General features: G+C 68.0%; 21 protein-coding genes and 1 tRNA gene. 7 read left to right on the top strand and 15 right to left on the bottom strand.

Annotation, left to right across the window (positions count from 1 at the left end; translation table 11 throughout):
• Positions 1–42: 42 nt before the first annotated feature.
• From rimO to E5P2_RS12235, 3 genes are all read right to left on the bottom strand, one after another.
• Entirely contained in the window at positions 43–1,449 is a 1,407-nt protein-coding gene (gene rimO / locus E5P2_RS12245) for a 30S ribosomal protein S12 methylthiotransferase RimO (protein ID WP_162567412.1), read from the bottom strand.
• Between the two features lie 39 nt (positions 1,450–1,488).
• Positions 1,489–2,022: a polyhydroxyalkanoate synthesis repressor PhaR gene (gene phaR, locus E5P2_RS12240; protein ID WP_174262662.1), complete on the bottom strand. Its 534-nt coding sequence runs from the start codon at positions 2,020–2,022 to the stop codon at positions 1,489–1,491.
• A 105-nt stretch (positions 2,023–2,127) separates the two neighbouring features.
• Positions 2,128–2,496: a hypothetical protein gene (locus tag E5P2_RS12235; RefSeq protein WP_162567410.1), complete on the bottom strand. Its 369-nt coding sequence runs from the start codon at positions 2,494–2,496 to the stop codon at positions 2,128–2,130.
• Positions 2,497–2,683: 187 nt separating this feature from the next.
• Between E5P2_RS12235 and E5P2_RS12230 the strand changes: the two genes are divergently transcribed.
• Entirely contained in the window at positions 2,684–3,826 is a 1,143-nt protein-coding gene (locus E5P2_RS12230) for a glycosyltransferase family 4 protein (protein WP_162567408.1), read from the top strand.
• A gap of 75 nt (positions 3,827–3,901) precedes the next feature.
• Here the strand turns inward: E5P2_RS12230 and E5P2_RS12225 are convergent.
• From E5P2_RS12225 to E5P2_RS12210, 4 genes are all read right to left on the bottom strand, one after another.
• A tRNA-Val gene (locus tag E5P2_RS12225) sits at positions 3,902–3,978 on the bottom strand.
• Positions 3,979–4,027: 49 nt separating this feature from the next.
• On the bottom strand, positions 4,028–6,220 hold the full coding sequence (locus tag E5P2_RS12220) for a RelA/SpoT family protein (protein WP_443083551.1): 2,193 nt from the start codon (positions 6,218–6,220) through the stop codon (positions 4,028–4,030).
• Positions 6,221–6,450: 230 nt separating this feature from the next.
• Positions 6,451–7,119 (bottom strand): SIMPL domain-containing protein, encoded by a 669-nt coding sequence (locus E5P2_RS12215; protein WP_162570459.1) that lies wholly within the window; start codon positions 7,117–7,119, stop codon positions 6,451–6,453.
• A 97-nt stretch (positions 7,120–7,216) separates the two neighbouring features.
• Positions 7,217–7,558 carry a hypothetical protein gene (locus E5P2_RS12210; protein ID WP_162567404.1) on the bottom strand — a complete coding sequence of 114 codons (342 nt, stop codon included), beginning with the start codon at positions 7,556–7,558 and terminating at the stop codon, positions 7,217–7,219.
• A 173-nt stretch (positions 7,559–7,731) separates the two neighbouring features.
• Here E5P2_RS12210 and ompR point away from each other — a divergent pair, with 173 nt between their 5' ends.
• Together ompR and E5P2_RS12200 are read left to right on the top strand one after the other, a co-directional pair.
• Positions 7,732–8,463 carry an osmolarity response regulator transcription factor OmpR gene (ompR, locus tag E5P2_RS12205; protein ID WP_106558408.1) on the top strand — a complete coding sequence of 244 codons (732 nt, stop codon included), beginning with the start codon at positions 7,732–7,734 and terminating at the stop codon, positions 8,461–8,463.
• A gap of 79 nt (positions 8,464–8,542) precedes the next feature.
• Entirely contained in the window at positions 8,543–9,958 is a 1,416-nt protein-coding gene (locus E5P2_RS12200) for a sensor histidine kinase (RefSeq protein ID WP_162570458.1), read from the top strand.
• A gap of 105 nt (positions 9,959–10,063) precedes the next feature.
• On the opposite strand, the gene ispF is transcribed toward E5P2_RS12200, so the two are convergent.
• Positions 10,064–10,549 carry a 2-C-methyl-D-erythritol 2,4-cyclodiphosphate synthase gene (ispF, locus tag E5P2_RS12195; RefSeq protein WP_162567402.1) on the bottom strand — a complete coding sequence of 162 codons (486 nt, stop codon included), beginning with the start codon at positions 10,547–10,549 and terminating at the stop codon, positions 10,064–10,066.
• On the bottom strand, positions 10,546–11,256 hold the full coding sequence (gene ispD / locus E5P2_RS12190; RefSeq protein WP_162567400.1) for a 2-C-methyl-D-erythritol 4-phosphate cytidylyltransferase: 711 nt from the start codon (positions 11,254–11,256) through the stop codon (positions 10,546–10,548). Before ispD ends, ispF begins: the two co-directional genes overlap by 4 nt.
• A gap of 103 nt (positions 11,257–11,359) precedes the next feature.
• On the opposite strand from ispD, the gene mfd reads away from it, so the two are divergent.
• From mfd to E5P2_RS12175, 3 genes are read left to right on the top strand one after another with little or no spacing between them, the layout of a single operon-like run.
• Positions 11,360–14,845 carry a transcription-repair coupling factor gene (gene mfd, locus E5P2_RS12185; RefSeq protein ID WP_162567398.1) on the top strand — a complete coding sequence of 1,162 codons (3,486 nt, stop codon included), beginning with the start codon at positions 11,360–11,362 and terminating at the stop codon, positions 14,843–14,845.
• Positions 14,842–15,561 carry a phosphoserine phosphatase SerB gene (gene serB / locus E5P2_RS12180; protein ID WP_162567396.1) on the top strand — a complete coding sequence of 240 codons (720 nt, stop codon included), beginning with the start codon at positions 14,842–14,844 and terminating at the stop codon, positions 15,559–15,561. Before mfd ends, serB begins: the two co-directional genes overlap by 4 nt.
• Positions 15,558–16,820: a cystathionine gamma-synthase family protein gene (locus E5P2_RS12175; RefSeq protein WP_162567394.1), complete on the top strand. Its 1,263-nt coding sequence runs from the start codon at positions 15,558–15,560 to the stop codon at positions 16,818–16,820. The genes serB and E5P2_RS12175 overlap by 4 nt, the downstream gene beginning before the upstream one ends.
• A gap of 4 nt (positions 16,821–16,824) precedes the next feature.
• Here the strand turns inward: E5P2_RS12175 and E5P2_RS12170 are convergent, their stop codons facing one another.
• Both E5P2_RS12170 and E5P2_RS12165 read right to left on the bottom strand, forming a co-directional pair.
• Complete coding sequence (locus E5P2_RS12170) at positions 16,825–17,130, bottom strand: DUF6172 family protein (RefSeq protein WP_162567392.1); 306 nt, start codon at positions 17,128–17,130, stop codon at positions 16,825–16,827.
• An 8-nt stretch (positions 17,131–17,138) separates the two neighbouring features.
• Entirely contained in the window at positions 17,139–18,326 is a 1,188-nt protein-coding gene (locus tag E5P2_RS12165; RefSeq protein WP_162567390.1) for an aminotransferase-like domain-containing protein, read from the bottom strand.
• Positions 18,327–18,403: 77 nt separating this feature from the next.
• Here E5P2_RS12165 and nth point away from each other — a divergent pair, with 77 nt between their 5' ends.
• Positions 18,404–19,048 carry an endonuclease III gene (gene nth / locus E5P2_RS12160; RefSeq protein WP_162567388.1) on the top strand — a complete coding sequence of 215 codons (645 nt, stop codon included), beginning with the start codon at positions 18,404–18,406 and terminating at the stop codon, positions 19,046–19,048.
• A 13-nt stretch (positions 19,049–19,061) separates the two neighbouring features.
• On the opposite strand, the gene E5P2_RS12155 is transcribed toward nth, so the two are convergent.
• The 4 genes from E5P2_RS12155 to E5P2_RS12140 are packed head-to-tail and all read right to left on the bottom strand — an operon-like array spanning position 19,062 to position 22,910.
• A complete protein-coding gene (locus tag E5P2_RS12155) occupies positions 19,062–19,610 on the bottom strand; it encodes a histidine phosphatase family protein (protein WP_162567386.1) in 549 nt (182 codons plus the stop codon).
• Positions 19,607–20,404, bottom strand: coding sequence for an adenosylcobinamide-GDP ribazoletransferase (locus tag E5P2_RS12150; protein WP_162567384.1), 798 nt, complete (start codon positions 20,402–20,404; stop codon positions 19,607–19,609). Before E5P2_RS12150 ends, E5P2_RS12155 begins: the two co-directional genes overlap by 4 nt.
• Positions 20,401–21,444 carry a nicotinate-nucleotide--dimethylbenzimidazole phosphoribosyltransferase gene (gene cobT / locus E5P2_RS12145; RefSeq protein ID WP_162567382.1) on the bottom strand — a complete coding sequence of 348 codons (1,044 nt, stop codon included), beginning with the start codon at positions 21,442–21,444 and terminating at the stop codon, positions 20,401–20,403. Before cobT ends, E5P2_RS12150 begins: the two co-directional genes overlap by 4 nt.
• Entirely contained in the window at positions 21,441–22,910 is a 1,470-nt protein-coding gene (locus E5P2_RS12140) for a cobyric acid synthase (protein WP_162567380.1), read from the bottom strand. Before E5P2_RS12140 ends, cobT begins: the two co-directional genes overlap by 4 nt.
• Positions 22,911–22,963 lie beyond the last annotated feature (53 nt).

Genomic DNA, 22,963 nt, shown 5'->3' with positions numbered 1-22,963 from the left:
CCGGTCTCCGGTGGCTTTTTTGTTGTCTGCTCGCGGCATCGATCAAACAGGCAGCGCGATCAGGTCGTGGCCTTCGGCGCCGACGATGCGGGCGCGCGTGAATTCACCGACCTTCAGCGTCTTGCTGATCTTCTCCGGCGGCAGCAGCCGCACGATGCCATCGATCTCGGGCGCATCGGCATACGAGCGGCCGACGCCGCCCTTGCGGCCCAGGCCAGGCGCCGAATCCACCAGCACCTGCATCGTGGCTCCGACGCGCCTTTGCAACTTGGCGATCGACACCGCTTCGGCCACTTCCATGAAGCGTGCGCGCCGCGCCTCGCGCTCGGCCGCCGGCAGCATGCCCGGAATGTCGTTGGCCACGGCACCTTCGACCGGGCTGTAGGCAAAGCAGCCGGCGCGATCGATCTGCGCTTCGCGGATGAAGTCGAGCAGGTGCTCGAACTCTTCTTGCGTCTCGCCGGGGAAGCCGGCGATGAAGGTGCTGCGGATCACGAGCTCCGGGCACACCTCGCGCCAGCGCGCGATGCGCTCCAGGTTCTTCTCGCCGCTCGCCGGCCGCTTCATGCGCCGCAGCACATCGGGATGGCTGTGCTGCAGCGGCACGTCGAGGTAGGGCAAGACCTGCCCGCTTGCCATCAGCGGGATGATCTCGTCGACACTCGGATACGGATACACGTAGTGCAGCCGCACCCACGCGCCGTAAGGCTGCGCGATCTCGCCGAGCGTGCGCACCAGTTCGAGCATGCGCGTCTTCACCGGCTTGCCGTCCCAGAAGCCGGTGCGGTACTTGACGTCGACCCCGTAGGCCGAGGTGTCCTGGCTGATCACCAGCAATTCGCGCACGCCGCCCTCGAACAGCGCCTTGGCTTCCGCGAGCACGTCGCCGATCGGCCGCGACACCAGATCGCCGCGCATCGACGGAATGATGCAGAAGGTGCACCGATGGTTGCAGCCCTCGCTGATCTTCAGGTACGCATAGTGCCGCGGCGTGAGCTTCAGACCCGCGATGCCGAAAGCCCCCGGCACGAGGTCGACGAAGGGATCGTGCGGCTTGGGCAGGTTGGCGTGGACTGCGTCCATCACTTCCTGCGTCGCATGCGGCCCGGTGACCGCCAGCACGCTCGGATGCATCTGCCGCACCAGATTGCCGCCCTGCTCGCCGGTCTTGGCGCCGAGGCAACCCGTCACGATCACGCGGCCGTTCTCGGCCAGCGCCTCGCCGATGGTGTCCAGGCTTTCCTTGACGGCGTCGTCGATGAAACCGCAGGTGTTGACGATCACCAGGTCGGCGCCTTCGAAGGTCTTGGAGGTCTGATAGCCCTCGGCGCTCAGCCGGGTCAGGATCAGTTCGGAATCGGTCAAGGCCTTGGGACAGCCCAGGCTCACAAAGCCGACTTTGGGCACGGCCGGCGCGGCAATTCGTTCAGGGGAGGCAACTTCGCTCATATCCCCCTATTGTCCCAGCTATCGGCCGTGGCGCCCGGTCTAGGGCCGCTTGATGCCAAAGGCGCCCAGAACCTGCTCGGTGTTCTTCTGCATCTGCTCTTGCATCTGCAGGAACACGGTCTTCGATTGCTCCACGTAATTGCCCATCATGCCCTGCAGCATCGGCGACTGCATGGTCATGAATTTCGACCACATCTCGGGCGTCAGGCCTTCGGCCTTTTCGGCCAGCTGCGCCTGCACCTCGGCCATGGCCTGGATGTTCTTCTCCAGGTAGACGCCCATGTAGCCCTGCATCGTCTGGCCATAGAAACGGATGATGCTGGCCAGCACCTGCTCGGTGAACATCGGCGCGCCGCCGGCTTCTTCCTCGAGGATGATCTGCAGCAGGATGCTGCGCGTAAGGTCGTCGCCGCTCTTGGCGTCGCGCACCACGAACGCCGATTTGTTCATCACCAGCTGCTTGACCTCGGCGAGCGTGATGTAGCTGGAAGTTTCCGTGTCGTAGAGCCTTCGGTTGGGATATTTCTTGATCACCCGCTGGACCGGCTTGGCACCGGACTTCTTGCTCTGCACTACGGACTCCTTCAGTGTGACGCCATGGCGCGCAATCGATCGATTCTAGAAAGCCGCTTTGCTGCACCGCGCCAAGGTTTACCCTGACCGGCGGCGCTTCGGACGTCAGTCCAGCGAGGTGGCGTATTCGGCGCCGCACACCTTGCAGGATGCCGACTCCGGACGCTCCTCGGTGGTCTCGCGGTAGTGCAACGGGCTCTTGATGCCGTTGAAGACCCAGCAGCGCGGGCAATGCTCCTGACCCGCCACCGGCAGGTAGCCACGGGCGCGCTGTTCGGCGCGCTCGCGCGTGACCGGCGCGCCCTGGCGCACGGTGCGGGCGACGTCCTCGGCCGCCATCGTGCCGGCGCGGCCATTGGCGCGGTCGTTGAGTCCGTAGACCACGCGGGCGAACTCGAGCGGCGCCTGCCGCACCAGTGTGGCGAGGCGGAGCTCTTCGAGTGCCGGGTCGGTCTCGGCCGCGGGCGTGGTCATCGGGGCGTGTGATTCATGCTGTGGAACGGTGATGAGCAAGTTACCACAACTGGCGGCGAAATCGCCAGTCGACGAAGGCCATAGGACTTCTACACTTGGCATACTTCCCGGCCGGCCGACTGCCCTGCAAGCTGGCATCCTCGCGGCCCAAGAGCGCTCGCCCAATCCCATCGGGCGATGCACCATCATGAAGATCCTCCTCTATTCCCATGTCTTTCATCCCTCGACCGGCGGGGTAGAAACCGTTTCGATAGAACTGGCCCAAGGCTTCGCGCGCAGCGGCATCGAATGCAAGGTGCTGACGAGGACGCCACGAGAACCCGGCCGGGCTTTCCCCTTCGAAGTGATCGACAACCCGGACGGCAAGCGCTCGCGGGAACTCGTTCGCTGGGCCGACGTGGTTCTGTTCAATGGAGCCACGCTCTCGCTCACCCCCTGGGTGCTGCTGTATCGCAAGCCCTTTGTCTGGGTGCACACCGCTTATCAGGCCGCGTGCATCGACGGCGCCGGGTGGTACGACGGCGCTCGCGCACCGCTCACGCCGCTCGCTTCGGTACGCCACCACGCGGCCCTGCGCGGCTGGAAGCATGTCGTGCGCGATGCACTCAAGCTCGGTCTGCGCCGATTTGTCGCCACGTGGCTGGTGACGAAACATGTCGCCATCACCGACTGGATGCAGCAGGCGAACCCGCTTCCGCGGCAGGTCCGCATCTACAACCCATTTCCGACCGAACGCTTCGAGGCGGCATCGGGCGCCACGCAGGCACCCGAGTTCGACTTTCTCTATCTGGGCCGGCTGGTTTCCGAGAAAGGAGTCGACACGCTCGTCAAGGCGTTTGCGACCGTGGTGTCGCAGCGCCTGAATGCGCCACCGCGGCTGGTGATCATTGGCGATGGCGAACGCCGAGCCGAGCTCGAAGCCCTGGCCGAGCGGCTCGACGTCGCTTCCTCGATCGTGTTTGCCGGCAACCAGCATGGCGCGGCGCTCGTCGACTGGGTGTCCAAGGGCCGCATCGCCGTCGTCCCTTCCGTCTGGTGCGAACCGATGGGTGGCGTGGTCGTCGAAATGATGGCCGCCGGCCGCAATCTGATCGTGTCCGAACGAGGCGGACTCGCCGAATGCATGGGAGACGCGGGCCTGGTGTTCGCCAACGGTGACGACGAGGCGCTGGCCCGGCGCATGCTCCAGCTCCTCGACGATCCCGCACTGCAGGCTGTGCAATCGGCGCGCGCCAAAGAGCGGGCTCTGGAATTCGCACCAGGGCCGCTCGTCGAGCAGTACATCAGGATGTTGGCTGAAATTGCGGGCCCACGCACGCCGCACGGATAGGCAGCCGAGTCGAGGCAGAAGAAGAAGCGAATCTCCCCGAGGGGGTGAAGATGCTGAGTCTTCAGGGGAGAAAATTGGTAGGCGCGATTGGACTCGAACCAACGACCCCCACCATGTCAAGGTGGTGCTCTAACCAGCTGAGCTACGCGCCTAAGGATGTGTCCGAGAGGTCGAATTGTAGCAGGCCGCGAGAGCGCTTTTTCAGCGTCGCCGCGCAGAACGCACGCCGGCCACCGAAGCGACCACGTGCAGCACCTGCACAAGCCGCGCGGCGTCGGCGATCTCGATGGTGAAGGTCATCCACGCCGTGCCCTTGACGGACTGCGTCTGCACGCCGATCACGTTCATCTTCTCGCGCGCGAACACGTCGGAGATGTCGCGCAGCAGGCCTTGCCGGTCGGCCGCCTCGACGGCGACGTCGACCGCATAGACCGAGCCCGCATCCGGCTTCTGCGCGCCCCACTCCACGTCGATCACGCGCTCGCGGTCGCGCGTGGCCATCATGCGAAAGTTGCTGCAGTCCGCGCGATGGATGCTGACGCCGTGGCCGCGCGTCACGAAGCCGCGGATCGCATCGGGCGGCGCGGGCTTGCAGCACTTGGCGAGTTGCGTCATCAGCGACGAGACACCGACCACCAGCACGCCGCCCTTGCCCGCGTTGCCGCCGGCGCGCGCCTTCTTGATGATCACGCCGTCGTCGGGCCCGGGCGCGGGCTCGGGCGGCCGCAGCAGCATCTCGATGTTGCGCAGCGAGAACTCGTCCTTGCCTACCACTTCGAACAGATCGTCCGCGGCCTTGAAGCCGAGCTGCGATGCGAGATCGTCGAGCTTCAGCGCCGTCTTGCCTTCGCGCTGCAGGACCTTCTCGACCGCTTCGCGGCCGCGCGCCACGGTCTCGTGCGTGATCTGCGCGTTGAACCAGGCCCGGACCTTCGCGCGGGCGCGATGGCTCGCGAGATAGCCCAGCTCCGCATTGAGCCAGTCGCGCGAGGGACCGCCTTCCTTGGCGGCGATGATCTCGACCGTCTGCCCGTTCTGCAGCGGCGTGTTGAGCGGCACCATCGCGCCGTCGACGCGCGCGCCGCGGCAGCGATGGCCCAGGCTGGTGTGGACCGTGTAGGCGAAGTCGACCGCGGTGGCGCCCTGCGGCAATTCGACGATGGCCGCATCGGGCGTCAGCACGTAGATGCGGTCGTCGAACAGGCCCTGTCCCTGCGAACCGCCCGACAGGTCGCGCTCCCACGCCAGCAGTTGGCGCAGCACCGCGATCTTGGCGTCGTACTCGCCGCTCGCCCAGACGCCCGCATAGCCCTTGTGGCCGGCTTCCTTGTAGGCCCAGTGCGCCGCCACGCCATGCTCGGCATGGTCGTGCATTTCCTCGGTGCGGATCTGGATCTCGATCGGCTTGCCCGCGTGCCCGTCGACCACCTCGCGCACCACCGTGTGCAGCGACTGGTAGCCGTTGGGCTTGGGCCGCGCGATGTAGTCGTCGAACTCCTCGTCGATGGGCTGGAAATGCGAATGCACCCAGGCCAGCGCGCCGTAGCAGTCCTTGACGTCGGCGACCACGACACGCAGCGCCATGATGTCGAACACCTGCCCGAAGTCGAGCGACTTGCCGCGCATCTTCTTGACGATGCTGTAGATGTTCTTCGGCCGGCCCTGCACCGTGGCCTTGATGCCCTCGCCCGCCAGCGCGCGCTCGAGCCGCGCGCGCAACTGCTCGACATAGCCCTCTCGCTCGATGCGCTTCTCGTCGAGCAGCCGTGCGATGAGCTTGTAGGTCTCGGGTTCCAGGAAGCGGAACGAGAGGTCTTCGATCTCCCACTTGACCTGCCAGATGCCCAGCCGGTTCGCCAGCGGCGCGAACACCTGCAGCGATTCGCGCGCGACACCCTCGGGCACCGGCTTCTTGCTGGCCGCCGCATGGCGCAGGGTCTGCAGGCGCGACGCCAGCCGCAGCATCACCACGCGCAGATCGCGCGAGAAGGCCAGCAGCATCTTGCGCACGTTCTCGGTCTGCGAGCCGGCGCCGTCGGCCAGATGCGCGCTCGCAGTGGCCGAGCGCGCCTGCTTCTGCACGTGCACGAGCTTGGTGGTCTCGACCGCGAGCGCGGCGAAGTTGTTGCCGAACACCTTGGCGATCACTTCCTGCGGCCGGTTCAGGTGCTGGCACGAGTAGACGAGGTAGCTCGCGGCCTGCATGGCCTCGGAGCCGCCCATGCGCGCGACGATCGTCGCCACCGCATCGGCATGCGAGAGCGTGTTCTCTCCGGTGTCGAGCGTCTCGTCCGCGATCAGCGGCTCCGCAAAGGCGCGGGCGCGCGCCAGCATGTTCTCCATCACCGGGTTGCGCTCGGCGGTCGCCGCGGACAGCGGGTAGTCGACCACCATGGGATCCGGTGCGCCAGTCACTTGCAGGGATTGCTCGCGTTTCACGGCGCCCTCCATCGGGCCGGCCCGCAAGACCCATAGGCGATGGGAGGGGATGCAGGCTCGGTCATGGGACGGGAAAAATCGCGAAGAAAATGAATGTCTCGGTGCATCCTAATTCATTCGGAGACACCCCATGCGCTCGGCCCCAAACCCGTACTTGCCGCGGGGTTCGGAAGCGGCAGCCGCCGCTATTTCAACTGCACCGATCCGGAGACGTTGACGACCACGCTGGTCTTGCCGGGCTCGACCGGCACCGGCGCGTCCGATGCCATCTTGGCCGAGGCCGACATCGCCATCATCCGCGGCTGCATGGGGCCGCCCTGGTTCGCATTGACCGCCACTTCGCGCAGGGTATAGCCGCCGAAGCCGAAGCCCTTGGCCAGTTCGTCCGCCTTGTGCTTGAAGTTGTCGATCGCCAGGGTCTGCGCCTCGGTCTCGACCTTGGCTCGCTGTTCGCGGCTCAGGCCGAAGCCGATGTTGCCGATCGACAGCGTGGAGATCCGGCCTGCGGTCTGCGTGATGCGCGGGAAGTCCTTGCCCTCGAGCACCAGTTCGGCGGAGCCCTGCCAGCCGTTGATCTTGCCCTCGCGCGTGTAGCGCGGCGACAGGCTGAAGTTGCCCGTGCGAACGTCGAGCTCGCCCGGCTGCACGTTCTTGCGCGCCTCCGCCAGCGCGGCATCGAGCGCCGTCTTGAGCTGTGTCTGCACCGTTGCCGCGTCGGCCGCGTCGCGCGTGGTGGCGAGCGTGATGCTCAGCAGATCCTGCTGCGCCTCGACCGTCCCGCTGGCCGAGAGCTGCAACACGTTCTGCGGTGGTGTCCATGGCGCGCCCTGCGCCCACGCGGCACCCGCGCACATCAATACGGCGCAAGCCGCAATCCGTCTGAAATGGTTCAAGGCAGGAAATCCCGAAGTGAATGAGAGAAAGCGCGGCTCGCCCCGCAGGGCGCGACGCTCAAGGACGCTGGCCCGGCAACGTGCCGCCGCCCATCATAGGATTGGGCACCATGCGCTCGGCCGGCTGCGATTCCGCCGATTGAACCACCTGCGAGCGCGGCATCCATTGGCGGCGCACCTGCTCGCGCAGTTCGGCCAGTTCGGCAGGCGTCAGATGGCGGCCGGCCGCCGCCTCCTCGCGCCGCACCTCATCGCGATTGGCGGCCCGGTGCGCATCCACCGCGTCCCGCAGCTCGCTGCGGCGGGGTCCGTTCGCAGGCAGTACCTCCACCGAGTCGGCCCAGGCCGAAAGGCACAGGCTCGCGAGCACAAAGGGCAAGGTGAGAAGAGTCGGCTTCATGGAGGATCGATCAGGCATGTGGAGTCACTGTGCCATCTCCGAGCTACGCGCAAACGTCTGGACGGCTAGCGCCCGCAAGTTTTGTAACTTAGTGTCAAGGAGTAGGTAAAAGGCGCTCAATGGCACCTCAACACCCTCAGAATTGGTGCTGTTACAAATTCAGCGTTGTAGAAATGAATCAAGCTCCCGCCCGCACAGACAAGATCGTGATCGTCGACGACGACGCGCGCATCCGCGACCTGCTGCGCCGCTACCTGACCCAGGAAGGATTCGAGGTCATCGTGGCGGAAGACGGCAAGGCCCTGAACCGCATCCTGCTGCGCGACACCGTCGACCTGATCGTGCTCGACCTCATGATGCCCGGCGAGGACGGCCTGTCCGTCTGCCGCCGCCTGCGTGCCGCCAACGACCGCACGCCGATCATCATGCTCACCGCCAAGGGCGAGGACGTGGACCGCATCGTCGGCCTCGAAGTCGGCGCCGACGACTACCTCGGCAAGCCCTTCAATCCGCGCGAACTGCTGGCACGCGTGCATGCCGTGCTGCGCCGCCGGCCGCCGCTCGAGGCGCCGGGCGCGCCGTCGACCGACAACGAAACCGTGAACTTCGGCCCCTTCAGCTTCGACCTCGGTTCGCGCACCCTCAGGAAGGACGGCGAGGAACTCTCGCTGACCACCGGCGAGTTCGCGATGCTCAAGGCGCTGGTGCGCCATCCGCGGCAGCCGCTGTCGCGCGAGAAGCTCGCCCAGCTGGCGCGCGGCCGCGAGTTCGAACCCTTCGACCGCAGCCTGGACGTGCAGATCTCGCGCCTGCGCAAGCTGGTCGAATCCGACGCCGCCGCGCCGCGCTACATCCAGACGGTGTGGGGCGTCGGCTACGTGTTCGTGCCGGACGGCACGACCTGAGAAGCTGACCGACGTGGCCGCCCTCGGCCCCAGGACAACCTCGCCCAGCCCCTTGGCGGACGACGGCCCGCAGGTCACGCTGCCAAGTCCGCTGGAGAACCTCGGCCCGCCGAGGCGCCGCGCACGACTGCAGCTCGGCCTGAGTCTTTTCTGGCGCACATTCTTCCTGCTGGTGCTGCTGCTGATCGGCTGCACGGTCGCCTGGCTGCAGACCTTCCGCGCGCTCGAGTACGAGCCGCGCGCCATCCAGACCGCGCACCAGATCGCCTCGCTGGTGAACCTCACGCGCGCCGCGCTGGTGTATTCCGACGCCATCACGCGCGTGTCGCTGATCAAGACCCTGGCCGACCAGGAAGGCGTGCGCATCCTGCCGCGCGAGCCGGTCGACCGCTTCCTGCCCTACACCAGCGGCACCCTCGACCAGCGCGTCACCGAAGAGCTGATCGACCGCCTCGGCGAAGGCACCACCATCGCCAGCCGCGTCAACGACGAGCCCGGGCTCTGGATCGGCTTCACGATCGAGAGCGATGCCTACTGGCTGCTGCTCGACCCCACGCGCTTCAGCCGGCTCGACCAGCGCACCTGGCTGGTCTGGCTGGCGACGACGATGGTGCTGTCGCTGGCCGGTGCGGCCTTGATCACGCGGCTGATCAACCGGCCCCTCAAGCAGCTCTCGCAGGCCACGCTGCAGGTGCGCGAGGGCGAGTACGAGGCGCACCGGCTCGACGAACGGGCGCGCACCAACGAGATCCGCGCGGTGAACGTCGGCTTCAACCGCATGGCCGATCAGCTCGCCAAGATCGAGCAGGACCGCGCCGTGATGCTGGCCGGCATCTCGCACGACCTGCGCACACCGCTCGCGCGGCTGCGGCTCGAAACCGAAATGAGCGTGGCCGACGAGGATGCGCGCGACCACATGGCGGCCGACATCGCGCAGCTCGACGCCATCATCGACAAGTTCCTCGACTACGCGCGGCCCGACCACGTCGAGTTCAAGCCGGTGCTGCTGCGCGACGTGATCGATGCCTGCGCCTACGCGGTCCAGGACCACGAGGACATCAAGATCACCGTCGACATGCCGGCCGACCTGCGGGTGATGGCCGACGAGGTCGAGCTTCAGCGCGTGATCTCCAACCTGATCGAGAACGCGCGGCGCTACGGCAAGTCAGCCGCCACCGGCGTCGCCGACATCACGATCCAGGCGCAGGCGCACAACGACGCCGTGCTGATTAAGGTGCGCGACCACGGCGCCGGCGTCGCGCCCGCGCTGCTGTCGCAATTGACCAAGCCCTTCTTCCGCGGCGACGTGGCCCGCACCTCGGCGGCCGGCGCTGGCCTCGGCCTGTCGATCGTGACCAAGAACATCGAACGCATGGGCGGCACCTTCGCGCTCACCAGCACGCCGGGCCGCGGCCTGGCGGCGCACATCCGCATGCCGCGTGCGGCATCGGCAAAAGCCGAGCCTCCCGCCAGCAAGCCCGTCACGACCAAATAGAGGCCCCTTTCATTCGGGGAACACCGCGGATCCGGCTTCGCTGGTCCGCTGGTGTTGCCCCCAGCAAGGGTGGCGAAGCGACACGAAGTGCGCGCAGCCTGGGGGTTAGCGAAAAATCATTGCGATGGCGCGCGCCTCCATCGCTTTTCCTTCGCCCACCGCACCCAGTTTTTCGGCCGTCTTGGCCTTGACGTTGACTTCGTCGACCGCCAGCCCGAGCACCGCCGCGATGCGCGCGCACATCGCCGGAATGTGCGGCGCGAGCTTGGGTGCCTGCGCGATCACGGTGCTGTCGATGTTGCCGATCTGCCAGCCCGCGGCGCGCACGCGGCGCGCGGCTTCGGCCAGCAGCACGGCGGAATCAGCGCCGCGGAATTGTGCATCGGTGTCGGGGAAATGCCGGCCGATGTCGCCGAGGCCGGCCGCGCCAAGCAGCGCATCGGTGATCGCATGCAGCAGCACGTCGGCATCCGAATGTCCGAGCAGGCCCGTGGGGTGCGGCACCTCGACGCCGCCCAGGATCAGCTTGCGGCCCGCCACCAGCTGGTGGATGTCCCAGCCTTCACCGACACGCATCTGGAAGGCCGTCATGGCATCGCGCTCCGGCTGTGCAGCACCGCCTCCGCCAGCGCGAAGTCCTCCGCATAGGTCAGCTTCAGGTTCTGCGCGCTGCCCGGCACCAGCAGCGGCGCGAGCCCGACCGCCTCGATCGCGCCCGCCTCGTCCGTGACCGCATCGCCGGCGCGCTCCAGCGCATCGAGCAGCATGCCGATACGGAACATCTGCGGCGTCTGTGCGAGCCATTTGTCGGCCCGCATCAGCGTGCCGGCAACCCGGCCTTCGGGCGTCGCGGACTTGAGCGTGTCGGCCAGGCGATGGGCCAGCAGGCCGCCGACGGCGTCGTGCTCGCAGGCGGCGATCAGCGCTTCGATCTGCGTCGGCGTCACGAGGCAGCGCGCGGCATCGTGGACCAATACCCAGTCGTGCGGACCGGCGCCGACATCGCGCAGGGCGCGCAGACCTTGCCGCACGGTGATGGCCCGTGTGGTGCCGCCCACCCGCAGCAGGTGTTCGCCCTCGGCCGGGAAATTCGGCAGTGCGGTGCCCACCTCCTTGTCGTCGGGCGACACCACCAGCGCGATGCCCGCGAAGACACCCGTCAATGCGCGAAAGGCCTCGATCGTGTGCGCCACCATGGGCTGCCCCGCGAGCCGCTGGTATTGCTTGGCGAGCGTGCCGCCCGCGCGGCTGCCCGCGCCGGCACAGGGGATCAACACATAAAGGCGCGAGAGGGACATGGAGCTTTGGCACGGGCCAGCGGCGATGGGGCAGCCATTCTAGAATCGCTGGTCACACCCCTCGCCGCACGGCGCGGGGTGTTCTGCATTTCCCAGGCACTTCATGGACCTCCCCCCTCTCTCAGCCGGCAAGCGCTTTACGCTCCCGCGGCCCCCGTTGTCGGCCGACACCCTGCTGCTCGCGCAACTGGCCGAGCGCGAAAAGAAAGCGGGCCGCGCGACCGCCGTGTTCACCGCCGACGCCAACGACGCGCAACGGCTGATCGACGAGATCGCGTTCTTCGCGCCCGAGCTTCGCTGCGCCCTGTTCCCCGACTGGGAGACGCTGCCCTACGACAGCTTCTCGCCGCACCAGGACCTGATCAGCGAACGCCTTGCCACCCTTTGGCGCATCAGCCAGAAAGAGGTCGATGTGGTGTTCGTGCCGGCCACCACCGCCCTCTATCGGCTGGCACCGCCGGCCTTCCTGGCTGGCTACACCTTCCACTTCAAGACCCGGCAGAAGCTGCAGGAATCGAAGCTCAAGGCGCAGCTCACGCTGGCCGGCTACAGCCACGTGACGCAGGTCGTGAGCCCCGGCGAGTACGCCGTGCGTGGCGGCCTCATCGACCTGTTCCCGATGGGCTCGCAGGTGCCATTCCGCGTCGACCTGTTCGACGACGAGATCGACTCGATCCGTACCTTCGACCCCGACACCCAGCGCAGCCTTTACCCGGTGCCCGAAGTGCGCCTCCTGCCCGGCCGCGAATTCCCGATGGACGACGATGCGCGCGCGCGTTTTCGCAGCCGCTGGCGCGAACTCCTCGAAGGCGACCCGACGCGCAGCCGTATCTACAAGGACATGGGCAACGGCGTCGCGACCGCCGGCATCGAGTACTACCTGCCGCTCTTCTTCGAGGAGACCGCGAGCGTCTTCGATTACCTCGGCGCCAACACCACCGTGGTGCTGCACGGCGAGCTCGAGCCCGCGTTCCAGCATTTCTGGCAGGACACCCACGAGCGCTACCGGCTGGTGCGCGGCGACCCCGAGCGGCCGGCATTGCCGCCGGAGGCGCTGTTCCTCAACGCCGAGCAGTTCTATCAGCGCGCCAAGCCGCACGCGCAGTTGGCGATCCGCTCGGGGCCGGACGACTCGGCCACGCCCTACGCCGAGTTCGAGCCGCTCCCCGCCTTTGCCGTCGTGCGCGGCGCCGACGATCCGCTGGTCAAGCTCAAGGCCCACATCGCCGCCACGCCGCACCGCGTACTGCTGATCGCCGAAAGCGACGGCCGGCGCGAAAGCCTGCTCGATTTCCTGCGTGCCAGCGGCATCCATCCGCCGGCCTTCGATTCGCTGGCCGAGTTCGAGGCCTCGCCCGACGAGAAGACCGGCATCGCAACCGCCGCGCTGGTCGCCGGCTTCGCGTGGCGCGAACAGGGCATCGATTTCGTCACCGAGACCGAGCTCTTCGCGACCGCGCCGGCGACCCGGCGCCGCAACAAGAAGCAGGAGCAGGTCAGCGACGTCGAGGCGCTGATCAAGGACTTGAGCGAACTCGCGATCGGCGATCCGGTCGTGCATTCCGCGCACGGCATCGGGCGCTACCGCGGCCTGGTCAACATGGACCTCGGCCAGGGTGTCGATGCCGACGGCAAGCCGTTGCTGCAGGAAATGCTGCACCTCGAATACGCCGACAAGGCCACGCTCTACGTGCCGGTGTCGCAGCTGCACCTGATCAGCCGCTACACCGGCGTCAGCGCCGACGAGGCGCCGCTGCACAAGCTCGGCTCCGGCCAGTGGGAAAAAGCCAAGCGCCGCGCGGCCGAGCAGGTGCGCGACTCCGCGGCCGAGCTGCTGAACATCTACGCACGGCGCGCGGCGCGCGAAGGCCATGCCTTCCGCTTCTCGGCCGCCGACTACGAGGTCTTCGCCAACGATTTCGGCTTCGACGAGACCGCCGACCAGAAGGCCGCGATCCATGCCGTCATCCACGACATGATCTCGCCGCAGCCGATGGACCGGCTGGTCTGCGGCGACGTCGGCTTCGGCAAGACCGAGGTCGCGCTGCGCGCCGCCTTCGTCGCGGTGACGGGCGGCAAGCAGGTCGCATTCCTGGCGCCGACCACGCTGCTGGCCGAGCAGCACCACCAGACACTGGTCGACCGCTTCGCCAAGTGGCCGGTCAAGGTCGCCGAGATGAGCCGATTCCGCTCGGCCAAGGAAATCACCACCGCCGCCAAGGGCCTGGCCGACGGCACCATCGACATCGTGGTGGGCACGCACAAGCTGCTGTCGCAGTCGGTCAAGTTCAAGAACCTGGGCCTGCTCATCATCGACGAGGAGCATCGCTTCGGCGTGCGCCACAAGGAGGCGATGAAGGCGATGCGCGCCGAGGTCGACGTGCTCACGCTCACCGCCACGCCGATCCCGCGCACGCTGGGCATGGCGCTCGAAGGCCTGCGCGACCTGAGCGTGATCGCCACCGCGCCGCAGCGGCGGCTCGCCATCAAGACCTTCGTTCGCACGGAAGGCACCGGCGTGATCCGCGAGGCCGTGCTGCGCGAGCTCAAGCGCGGCGGCCAGGTCTACTTCCTGCACAACGAGGTCGAGACGATCCAGAACCGGCGGCAGAAGCTCGAGGAGATCCTGCCCGAGGCGCGCATCGCCGTCGCCCACGGCCAGATGCCCGAGCGCGAGCTGGAGCGCGTGATGCGCGACTTCGTCGCCCAGCGCTACAACCTGCTGCTGTGCTCGACCATCATCGAGACCGGCATCGACGTGCCGACCGCCAACACCATCGTCATGAGCCGCGCCGACAAGTTCGGCCTGGCCCAGCTGCACCAGCTGCGCGGTCGCGTCGGCCGCAGTCATCACCAGGCCTATGCCTACCTGATGGTGCCCGACATCGACGGCCTGACCAAGCAGGCGGCGCAGCGGCTGGATGCCATCCAGGCGATGGAGGAACTGGGCTCGGGCTTCTACCTCGCGATGCACGACCTCGAGATCCGCGGCGCCGGCGAGGTGCTGGGCGAGAACCAGAGCGGCAACATGATGGAGATCGGCTTCCAGCTCTACAACGAGATGCTGGCCGAGGCCGTGCGCTCGCTCAAGGAAGGCCGCGAGCCCGACCTGCTGTCGCCGCTCAACGTGACGACCGAGATCAACCTGCATGCGCCCGCCCTCTTGCCCGACGACTACTGCGGCGACGTGCACCTGCGCCTGTCCTTCTACAAGAAGCTCGCCACCGCGAAGACGCCCGACCAGATCGACACCCTGCTGGAGGAAATCGTCGACCGCTTCGGCAAGCTGCCGCCGCAGGCGCAGACGCTGATCGACATGCACCGGCTGCGCGTGCTCGCGCGGCCCTACGGCGTGCTCAAGGTCGATGCAGCGCCGGGCGTGATCCACATCACCTTCCGAAAGGATCCGCCGATCGATTCGATGCACATCATCAGCCTGATCCAGAAGAACAAGCACATCAAGCTGGCCGGCAACGAGAAGCTGCGCATCGAGCGCGAGCTCAAGGAACCGAAGGACCGCGCGCAGATGGTGCGCGACGTGCTGCGCAGCCTCGGCCAGCCCAACGTACAGGAGGCGACCGCCGCATGACCGCCCACGACATACCGCCCGGCCTGATCGTCCGGCATTTCACGCCACCGCTCACGCTGGCCGATTTCAAGCTGATCTGCTTCGACATGGACTCGACGCTGATCAACATCGAATGCATCGACGAGATCGCCGACGCGGCCGGCAAGAAGGCCGAGGTCGCCGCCATCACCGAGGCCACGATGCGCGGCGAGATCAAGGACTTCAAGGAAAGCCTGCGCCGCCGCGTCGCGCTGCTGCAGGGCGTGCCGGTCGATGCCTTGCAACGGGTCTACGACGAGCGGCTGCGGCTCAACCCCGGCGCGGCCGAACTGGTCGCGGCCTGCAAGGCGACCGGCCTCAAGGTGCTGCTGGTGTCGGGCGGCTTCACCTTCTTCGCGAACCGCGTGAAGGAACGCCTGGGCATCGACTTCGCACGCTCCAACCTGCTCGACGAAGCCGATGGCCTGCTCACCGGCCGCGTCGCGCCGCAGAGCTGGGGCGATATCTGCGACGGCGCGGAAAAACGCCGCACCCTGCTGGAAGTCGCGTCGTTGCTGGGCATCTCGCCGGCCGAGGTCATTGCGGTCGGCGATGGCGCCAACGATTTGCCGATGATGGCCGAGGCGGGGCTCTCGGTGGCCTACCACGCCAAGCCCAGGGTGCGCGAACAGGCGATGGTCGCGATCAACGAAGGCGGCCTCGACCGCCTGCTGGACATCTTCACGGAGAAGCCATGAGCAAGGACAGCAAGGACAACGCACGGGACGAGGCCGCGCCCGCCGCGTCGGCCACGGTGCATGGCGATCGCCGCTTCGGCGTCGAGCACGGCGCCATCCACAAGCCGATCCACACCTCGGTCCAGTACGGCTTCGATCGGGTCGAGGACCTGATCGGCGTGTTCCAGGGCACCCTGAAGAACAGCTTCAACTACGCCCGCCAGGGCACGCCGACGACGGCGGCGCTGGAAGCGAAGATCACGCAGCTCGAACAGGGCCTGGGCACGCTGTGTTTCTCGACCGGCATGGCCGCGCTGTCCGCGGTCTTTCTCACGCTGCTGCGCGCGGGCGACCACATGGTCTCCAGCGCCTTCGTCTTCGGCAATACCAACAGCCTGTTCGGCACGCTGCAGGATCTGGGCGTCGCGGTCAGCAAGGTCGATGCCTGTTCGGTGGAGAACGTGCGCGCCGCGCTGCGCCCGAACACGCGCATGGTGTTCGTCGAGACCATCGCCAACCCCGGCACGCAGATCCCCGACCTCGACGCCATCGGCGCGCTGTGCCGCGAGCGCGGCCTGCTCTACGTGGTCGACAACACCATCACCTCGCCCGCGCTCTTCAGGCCGAAGCGCGTCGGCGCCGGGCTGGTCGTGAACTCGCTGACCAAGACCATCGCCGGCCATGGCGCCGCGCTCGGCGGCGCGGTCACCGACACGGGCGAATTCAACTGGCAGGACTATCCCAACATCTCACCGAGCTACCGCAAGTCGGACGCGCGCCAGTGGGGGCTGATGCAGATCCGCAAGAAGGGGCTGCGCGACATGGGCGCATCGCTCTCGCCCGAGCAGGCGCACCGCATCAGCCTCGGCGCCGAGACGCTCGCACTGCGCGTCGCGCAGACCAGCGCCACCGCGCTCTCGCTGGCGCGCCACCTGCAGGCGCACGAGGCCATCGCGGCCGTGCACTATCCGATGCTGGAAAGCCATCCGCAGCATGCGATGGCCAAGCGCCTTTTCAAGGCCGGGTCGTGGCTCCTCGGCTTCGAGCTGCGCGACAGCGCGCGCATGCCGGCAGTGCTGAACCGCCTGCAGTTGCCGATCAAGGCGACCGGCCTGGGCGACAACCGCACGCTGATCATTCCGGTCGCGCCGACGATCTTCTGGGAGGCCGGCCCCGCCGTGCGCGCCGAGATGGGCATCGCCGACGGACTGGTGCGCGTCTCGGTGGGCCTGGAAGCGGCGGACGAACTGATCGAGGACTTCGACCAGGCGCTGCGCTGACGACCTACTCGGCCGCGGGCTCGACCGGCCGCGCCGTTCGCTGGCCGGGCCGGGCCAGGATCTCGACATAGGCCTGCGCACCGCCCTCTTTCGCGACGCCATCCACCCGCCCGATGAGCGCGGAAAGATGGACGGCCTCGGCGGTCTCGGCCGAAAGGCCGAAGCGGCAATCGAAATCCCAGAAGTCCGCGCCCTCGGGCAAGGCGTGCGCGCGCTCGCGCTTGAGGTACTTGCGGATCTCGTGCTTGACGGCATCCAGGACCCGGTCGGGGTTCTTGCCTTCGGGTCGCAGCTGAAAAGTTTTTCTCATGGGGAAGCCTACAGCGCCGCACCGAGGCGTGCGATGCCTTCCTCGATCTTCTCGACGTTGGCCGTCGCGAAGCTCAGCCGCAGCGTCGCCACATCGGGCTTCTCGGCGAAGAAGGGTGCGCCCGGCACGAAAGCCACGAGCTTCTCGATCGCGCGCTTGGCGAACACGTTGGCATCGGCGATCTTGCCGTTGGCACCGGTGAGGCGCGCCCAGAAGAACAGGCCGCCGCCCGGCTGCTCGAAGCGGATGGCGTCGCCCAGCTCGCGCTTCAGCGCCGCGCCCATGGCCAGCGCGCGCTGGCCGTAGACCTTGCGCACGTTGGCGAGCGTGTCGGGCATGCGGCCGCTTTTGAGGTACTGCGCGGCCGTCGCCTGCGCGAAGGTGCTGGTGTGCGCATCGCTGAACTGCTTGCACATGGTCGCCTTGGCGAGCAGTTCCGCCGGCGCGATCATCCAGCCGATGCGCAGGCCCGGGCTCAGCACCTTGCTCATCGAGCCGCAATGCGCGACCAACTCGCGGCTGCCCGGCACGTCCTGGGTCAGCGACATGATCGAGGGCGGCGGCGCCTTGCCGAAATAGAGATCGCCGTACGGGTCGTCCTCGACGATCAGCGTCTGGTGCTTGACCGCCATCTCGAGCACCTTCCTGCGCCGCTCCAGGCTCAGCATCGCGCCGCTCGGATTGCCGAAGGTCGGGATCAGGTAGACGAACTTGGGCTTGTGTTCGGCGATGAGCTTTTCGAGCTCGTCGGTGCGCACGCCGTCGGCGTCGATCGGCGCGCTGATCAGGTGGGCGCCGTAGAGGCGGAAGCACTGGATGGTCGCCAGGAAGGTCGGCCCTTCGACGATCACCTTGTCGCCGGGCGAGATCAGCGTCTTGCCCAGCAGATCGAGCGCCTGCTGGCTGCCGGTGGTGACGATCAGGCCGGAGGGCGCGACATCGACGCCCTTGCTCTTCATGAAGGCGGACAGCTGCGTGCGCAGCGGCTCGTAGCCCTCGGTCGCGCCGTACTGCAAGGCGCCGCCGGGTTCCTCGGACAGGGCTTTCGCGCTCGCCTCCTTCAACCCTTCGACATCGAACATCGCGCTGTCGGGAAAGCCGCCCGCGAAGCTGATGATGCCGGGCGTGCCGAGCAGCTTGAAAAGTTCGCGGATGGCGGAGGTTTCGACGTTGTCGAGGCGGGATGCGAATTGCATGGAGAACCTTCTGTTCGGGAGTTGCAGGGCGCCATTGTCGCAAGTCCGCCCGCACAAGCCATAGACTGCGCGTCACGATGAAAAAATCTGAGATCAGCCTCTTCTTCGCCACCCTGCAGGCCGCCAACCCGACGCCGGAAACCGAGCTCGAATACACGACCCCCTTCGAGCTGCTGGCCGCCGTGCTGCTGTCGGCGCAGGCCACCGATGTCGGCGTGAACAAGGCGACGCGCAAGCTCTATCCGGTCGCGAACACGCCGCAGGCCATCCTCGACCTCGGCGTCGAAGGGCTCGAGGGCTACATCAAGACCATCGGCCTCTACCGCAGCAAGGCCAGGCACCTGATCGAGGCCTGCCGCATGCTCGTCGAACAACACGGGGGCGAAGTGCCAAGGACACGCGCAGAGCTCGAAGCCCTGCCCGGCGTGGGACGCAAGACCGCCAACGTGGTGCTCAACGTCGCGTTCGGCGAGCCGACCATGGCGGTCGATACCCACATCTTCCGCGTCGCCAACCGCACCGGCCTGGCGCCCGGAAAGACACCGCTCGAGGTCGAGCTCAAGCTCGAGAAGCGCGTGCCGCCCGAATACCGTCTTCATGCGCACCACTGGCTGATCCTGCATGGCCGCTACGTCTGCATCGCGCGCAAGCCGCGCTGCTGGGACTGCGCGGTGGCGCCCTGGTGCGACTACAAGCCGAAGACGCCGGCGCCCAAGGCCTGAGCGCGCTTGCGCTTCAGGCCTCGATCGTCACGCACTCGCCGAAGGCGATCGGCTGCGACGGCCACTGGTCCGCACGGGCCACGCAACGCACGCCTTCATGCAGCAGCCACGCGGCGCGGATCACGCCCGCATGCGTGACCCACACCGCATCGCGACCGGTTGCGCGCCATGCATCGAAGGCCTCGCCGACGCGCTGCATGAACTGGCGCGTGCTCTCGCCGCTGCCGCCGGCACGCAGGTCGGCGAAGTCGCGCATCCAGGCATCGAACTCGGCACGGTCGATCGCGGACCACCGCGACTTCTCCCAGGTCCCGAAATCCATCTCGGCCAGCCGCGGGTCGGCGCGCGGATGCAGATCGGGCCGCAGTGCCGAGAGCGCCTGCGCGAGGCCGGCGCAGCGCTGCAAGGGCGAGCACACCACGGCGATGCCGGCCGGCAAGTCCGGCGCGATGCGCTCGGCCACCGCCTGCGTCGCCTCGGACGGCACCGGCACGTCGGTCCGGCCGTAGCACAGGCCGGCCGCTGCCGAGGTCTGTGCATGGCGCACCAGGCGCAGCTTCATGCGCGCCACGCGAGCGCAAGGTAGAGCGCGAGTTCGCAGACCTGCTGCGTCGCGCCCAGGCCGTCGCCGGTGAAGCCCTGCAGCCGGCGCTGCAGCAGCCGCGCCACGCACACCGTGGCGAGCGCGCCCAGCAGCAAGGCCATCCCTCCATGCAGCGCGCCCATCACCCGCAGCAGGAGCGCGGCCGCCGGCACCGACCAGGCGATGCCCACCAGCAAGGCGCCGCCGCCGATCGCATCGGCCAGCGGTTTGGCCTTGCTCGCTGCGCCCTGATCGCCGACATAGGGCAGCCACCGGATCAGGAACAACGGCGCGAGGCGCGAGAGCACATGCGCGCCGACGAGCGCGGCGGCCACGCACGCCGGGCCCTGCCCCGCGAGCACGGCCAGCAATGCGACCTTCAGGCCCAGCGCAAGCAACAGCGCGATGGCGCCGAAGGCGCCGATGCGCGAGTCCTTCATGATCTCGAGCGCCCGTGCGCGGTCGGCCGAGCCGCCGAGTCCATCGGCCACGTCGGCCAGTCCGTCTTCGTGGAAGGCGCCCGTCATCCACACGGTGGCCGCAGTCGACAGCACGGCCGCAGCCACTGCACCGCCGAGGCCCGGCAGCCCGGCCTGCGCGCCGACGAAAACACCCGCGCCCACCGCGCCGACCAGCCAGCCGATACCCGGAAAATGCGCCGCGCTCGCGCGCAGCATCGCCGGGCTGAAGCCGACCCAGCCGGCCAGCGGCCCGGTCACCGGCACGCGGGTGAAGAACTGCAGCGCCAGCAGGAAGTGGCGCACGCCATTCACGGCGTGTCCTGCTTGGAGACGCCGGCCGATTCGAAGCTCGCCATCTCGCGCAGGATGCGGCAGGCCGATTCGAGCAGCGGCCACGCGAGCGCCGCGCCCGAGCCTTCGCCAAGCCGCAGGTCGAGTTGCAGCAGAGGCGTCAGCCCCAGATAGCTCAGCAGCAGCCGATGGCCCGGCTCGGCCGATTCATGCGCCGCCACGCAGCGCTGCAGGATCTGCGGGCGCAGCGCATGGGCCACGAGCACGGCCGCGCTGGCAATGAAGCCGTCCACCACGATCACGCGCCGCTCCTCGGCCGCCCGCAGCACCACGCCGACCAGCGTCGCGATCTCGAAACCGCCGAAGGCCGCGAGCGCGGCGAGCGGCGCGTTCGCATCGGCATGCAGTTCCAGCACGCCGCGCAGCACCTTGCGCTTGTGCGCGCGTCCGGCCGCGTCGAGGCCGGTGCCGGCACCGGTGCAGCCATCGATGTCCTGGCCGGTGAGCCGCGACAGCAGCATCGAGGCCGCGGACGAATTGCCGATGCCCATCTCGCCCAGCAGCACGGCATTGCCGGGCAGCGCGCGAACGATCGCCATGCCGTTGGCGATGGCCTCTTCGCATTGCGCCTCGGTCATGGCGGGGCCGAGCGATGCGTCGGCGGTGCCCGGCGCGATCTTGCGGATCAGCAATCCTTCGCGCGCGGCGAAGTCGTGCCGCACCCCGCAGTCCACCACGGTCAGCGCCAGCCCATGCTGGCGCGCCAGCACGCTCACGGCCGCGCCGCCGGCCAGGAAGTTCTCGACCATCTGCCAGGTCACGTCGCTCGGATAGGCCGACACACCACGCGCCGCAAGGCCGTGGTCGCCGGCGCAGACCAGCATCTGCGGCGCGACCAGCGCGGGCGACTCGCTGCCGAGGATCGACCCCAGCCACAAGCCCAGCGTCTCCAGCCGGCCGAGTGCGCCGACCGGCTTGGTCTTGTTGTCCAGCAGATGCTGCAGCCGCGCGGCGAGCGCGGCATCGTTCAGGTCGTCGATGGGAGGAAGTTCGAGTGTCATTGGATCAGGGAGCGCAGCACGCCCGCGTCAAAGTGGGAATCGATATGGTCGGCCAGGCCGTCGAACACGGTGTCGAGCGAGCGCGCGGCAACGCCGAACAGCGCCCGCAACACGCCCGCATCCTCGAACAGCCCATGCAGATAGAGGCCGAGCACATTGCCCGCGCCATTCTGCCAAGCCAGCTCGTCCGGCATCACGGCGATGGCGCGCTCGCCGGCAGCCGCCATCGCGGCATGCTCGGCCGTGCGGCCATGATGGATCTCGTAGCCGCGCACGGCCAGGCCGGACAGCGCGGCCCACGGCCCGGTCAACGCGCCGAACGCGGCTTCGCGATGCCGCACCGTCTTGTCCGGCGCGAAGACCGTGACCAGCGGCAGCAGCCCGAGGCCGGGACCATTGCCGTCCACGCCATGTGGATCGATCAGCGCCTCGCCCAGCATCTGCAAGCCGCCGCAGACGCCCAGCACCGCGCCGCCGCGCGCCGCATGGGCGGCGACCGCGCGGTCGAGGCCCTGTGAACGAAGCCATGCGAGATCGCTGCTGGTGTGCTTGGAGCCGGGCAGGATGATCCAGTCCGCGCCCGCCACATCGGCCGGGCTGCGCGCCCAGCGCAGGCGCACGCCGGCGATGTTCTTCAGCGGCTGGAATTCGTCGAGATTGCTGATGCGCGGATAGGCGATCACGGCGATGGTGCGGGTGACCTCGCCCGCCGACACGCTGCGGTCGTCGAACACGCCGTCCTCTTCGGGCAGGCCGTGCTGCCACCACATCGGCAGCGTCGCGACGGTCGGAACGCCGGTGAGTTCCTGCAATTGCTGCGGCGCGGGCGCGAGCAGCGCCGCATCGCCGCGGAACTTGTTGAGCACGAAGCCGGCGAGCCGCGCACGGTCGTCCTCGGGCATCAGCGCCCAGGTGCCGTAGAGGTGCGCGAAGGCGCCGCCGCGGTCGATGTCGGTCACGAGCAGGCAGCGCGCATCGGCATGCCGCGCGACGCGCAGGTTGACGATGTCGCTGGCCATCAGGTTGATCTCGGCCGGCGAACCGGCGCCCTCGATCACCACGACCTCGTGGTCGGCGCGCAATGCGTCCAGCGCCTGCGCGATCCGTGGCCAGACACGCTCGCTGCGGCCGCGCCACGGCAGCGCCGAGAGCGCATCATCCACCTGCCCCATCAGGACCACCTGACTGTGCGTGTCGCGCTCGGGCTTGAGCAGCAGCGGGTTCATGCGCACGTCGGGCTCGGCGCGGGCCGCGAGCGCCTGGAAATACTGCGCGCTGCCGATCTCGCCGCCGGCCACGACCCGCGCGTTGTTGCTCATGTTCTGCGCCTTGAACGGCGCCACCTTGCGGCCCTGCCGCGCATACCAGCGACACAGCGCGGTGGCCAGCCAGCTCTTGCCGGCGCCGCTGGTGGTGCCGAGCACCATCACGCAGCGGGCCTGGCCAGGTCCCTTGTTTGGATTCATCGGCGCATTGTCCTTTACCACCCGGCGGACGCCGGCCGGCCGTGACATCCATC

This window comes from Variovorax sp. SRS16 (genome assembly GCF_901827165.1).
Lineage (GTDB): Bacteria > Pseudomonadota > Gammaproteobacteria > Burkholderiales > Burkholderiaceae_C > Variovorax.
This window is presented reverse-complemented; position numbering and strand designations above follow the sequence as displayed.

Bases quoted from the DNA above. Each gene is read 5' to 3' on its own strand.
- rimO (WP_162567412.1), bottom strand. From the start codon at position 1,449: ATGAGCGAAGTTGCCTCCCCTGAACGAATTGCCGCGCCGGCCGTGCCC.
- E5P2_RS12235 (WP_162567410.1), bottom strand. From the start codon at position 2,496: ATGACCACGCCCGCGGCCGAGACCGACCCGGCACTCGAAGAGCTCCGC.
- E5P2_RS12230 (WP_162567408.1), top strand. From the start codon at position 2,684: ATGAAGATCCTCCTCTATTCCCATGTCTTTCATCCCTCGACCGGCGGG.
- E5P2_RS12220 (WP_443083551.1), bottom strand. From the start codon at position 6,220: ATGGTGGTCGACTACCCGCTGTCCGCGGCGACCGCCGAGCGCAACCCG.
- E5P2_RS12215 (WP_162570459.1), bottom strand. From the start codon at position 7,119: ATGTGCGCGGGTGCCGCGTGGGCGCAGGGCGCGCCATGGACACCACCG.
- E5P2_RS12210 (WP_162567404.1), bottom strand. From the start codon at position 7,558: ATGAAGCCGACTCTTCTCACCTTGCCCTTTGTGCTCGCGAGCCTGTGC.
- ompR (WP_106558408.1), top strand. From the start codon at position 7,732: ATGAATCAAGCTCCCGCCCGCACAGACAAGATCGTGATCGTCGACGAC.
- ispF (WP_162567402.1), bottom strand. From the start codon at position 10,549: ATGACGGCCTTCCAGATGCGTGTCGGTGAAGGCTGGGACATCCACCAG.
- ispD (WP_162567400.1), bottom strand. From the start codon at position 11,256: ATGTCCCTCTCGCGCCTTTATGTGTTGATCCCCTGTGCCGGCGCGGGC.
- mfd (WP_162567398.1), top strand. From the start codon at position 11,360: ATGGACCTCCCCCCTCTCTCAGCCGGCAAGCGCTTTACGCTCCCGCGG.
- serB (WP_162567396.1), top strand. From the start codon at position 14,842: ATGACCGCCCACGACATACCGCCCGGCCTGATCGTCCGGCATTTCACG.
- E5P2_RS12175 (WP_162567394.1), top strand. From the start codon at position 15,558: ATGAGCAAGGACAGCAAGGACAACGCACGGGACGAGGCCGCGCCCGCC.
- E5P2_RS12170 (WP_162567392.1), bottom strand. From the start codon at position 17,130: ATGAGAAAAACTTTTCAGCTGCGACCCGAAGGCAAGAACCCCGACCGG.
- E5P2_RS12165 (WP_162567390.1), bottom strand. From the start codon at position 18,326: ATGCAATTCGCATCCCGCCTCGACAACGTCGAAACCTCCGCCATCCGC.
- nth (WP_162567388.1), top strand. From the start codon at position 18,404: ATGAAAAAATCTGAGATCAGCCTCTTCTTCGCCACCCTGCAGGCCGCC.
- E5P2_RS12155 (WP_162567386.1), bottom strand. From the start codon at position 19,610: ATGAAGCTGCGCCTGGTGCGCCATGCACAGACCTCGGCAGCGGCCGGC.
- cobT (WP_162567382.1), bottom strand. From the start codon at position 21,444: ATGACACTCGAACTTCCTCCCATCGACGACCTGAACGATGCCGCGCTC.
- E5P2_RS12140 (WP_162567380.1), bottom strand. From the start codon at position 22,910: ATGAATCCAAACAAGGGACCTGGCCAGGCCCGCTGCGTGATGGTGCTC.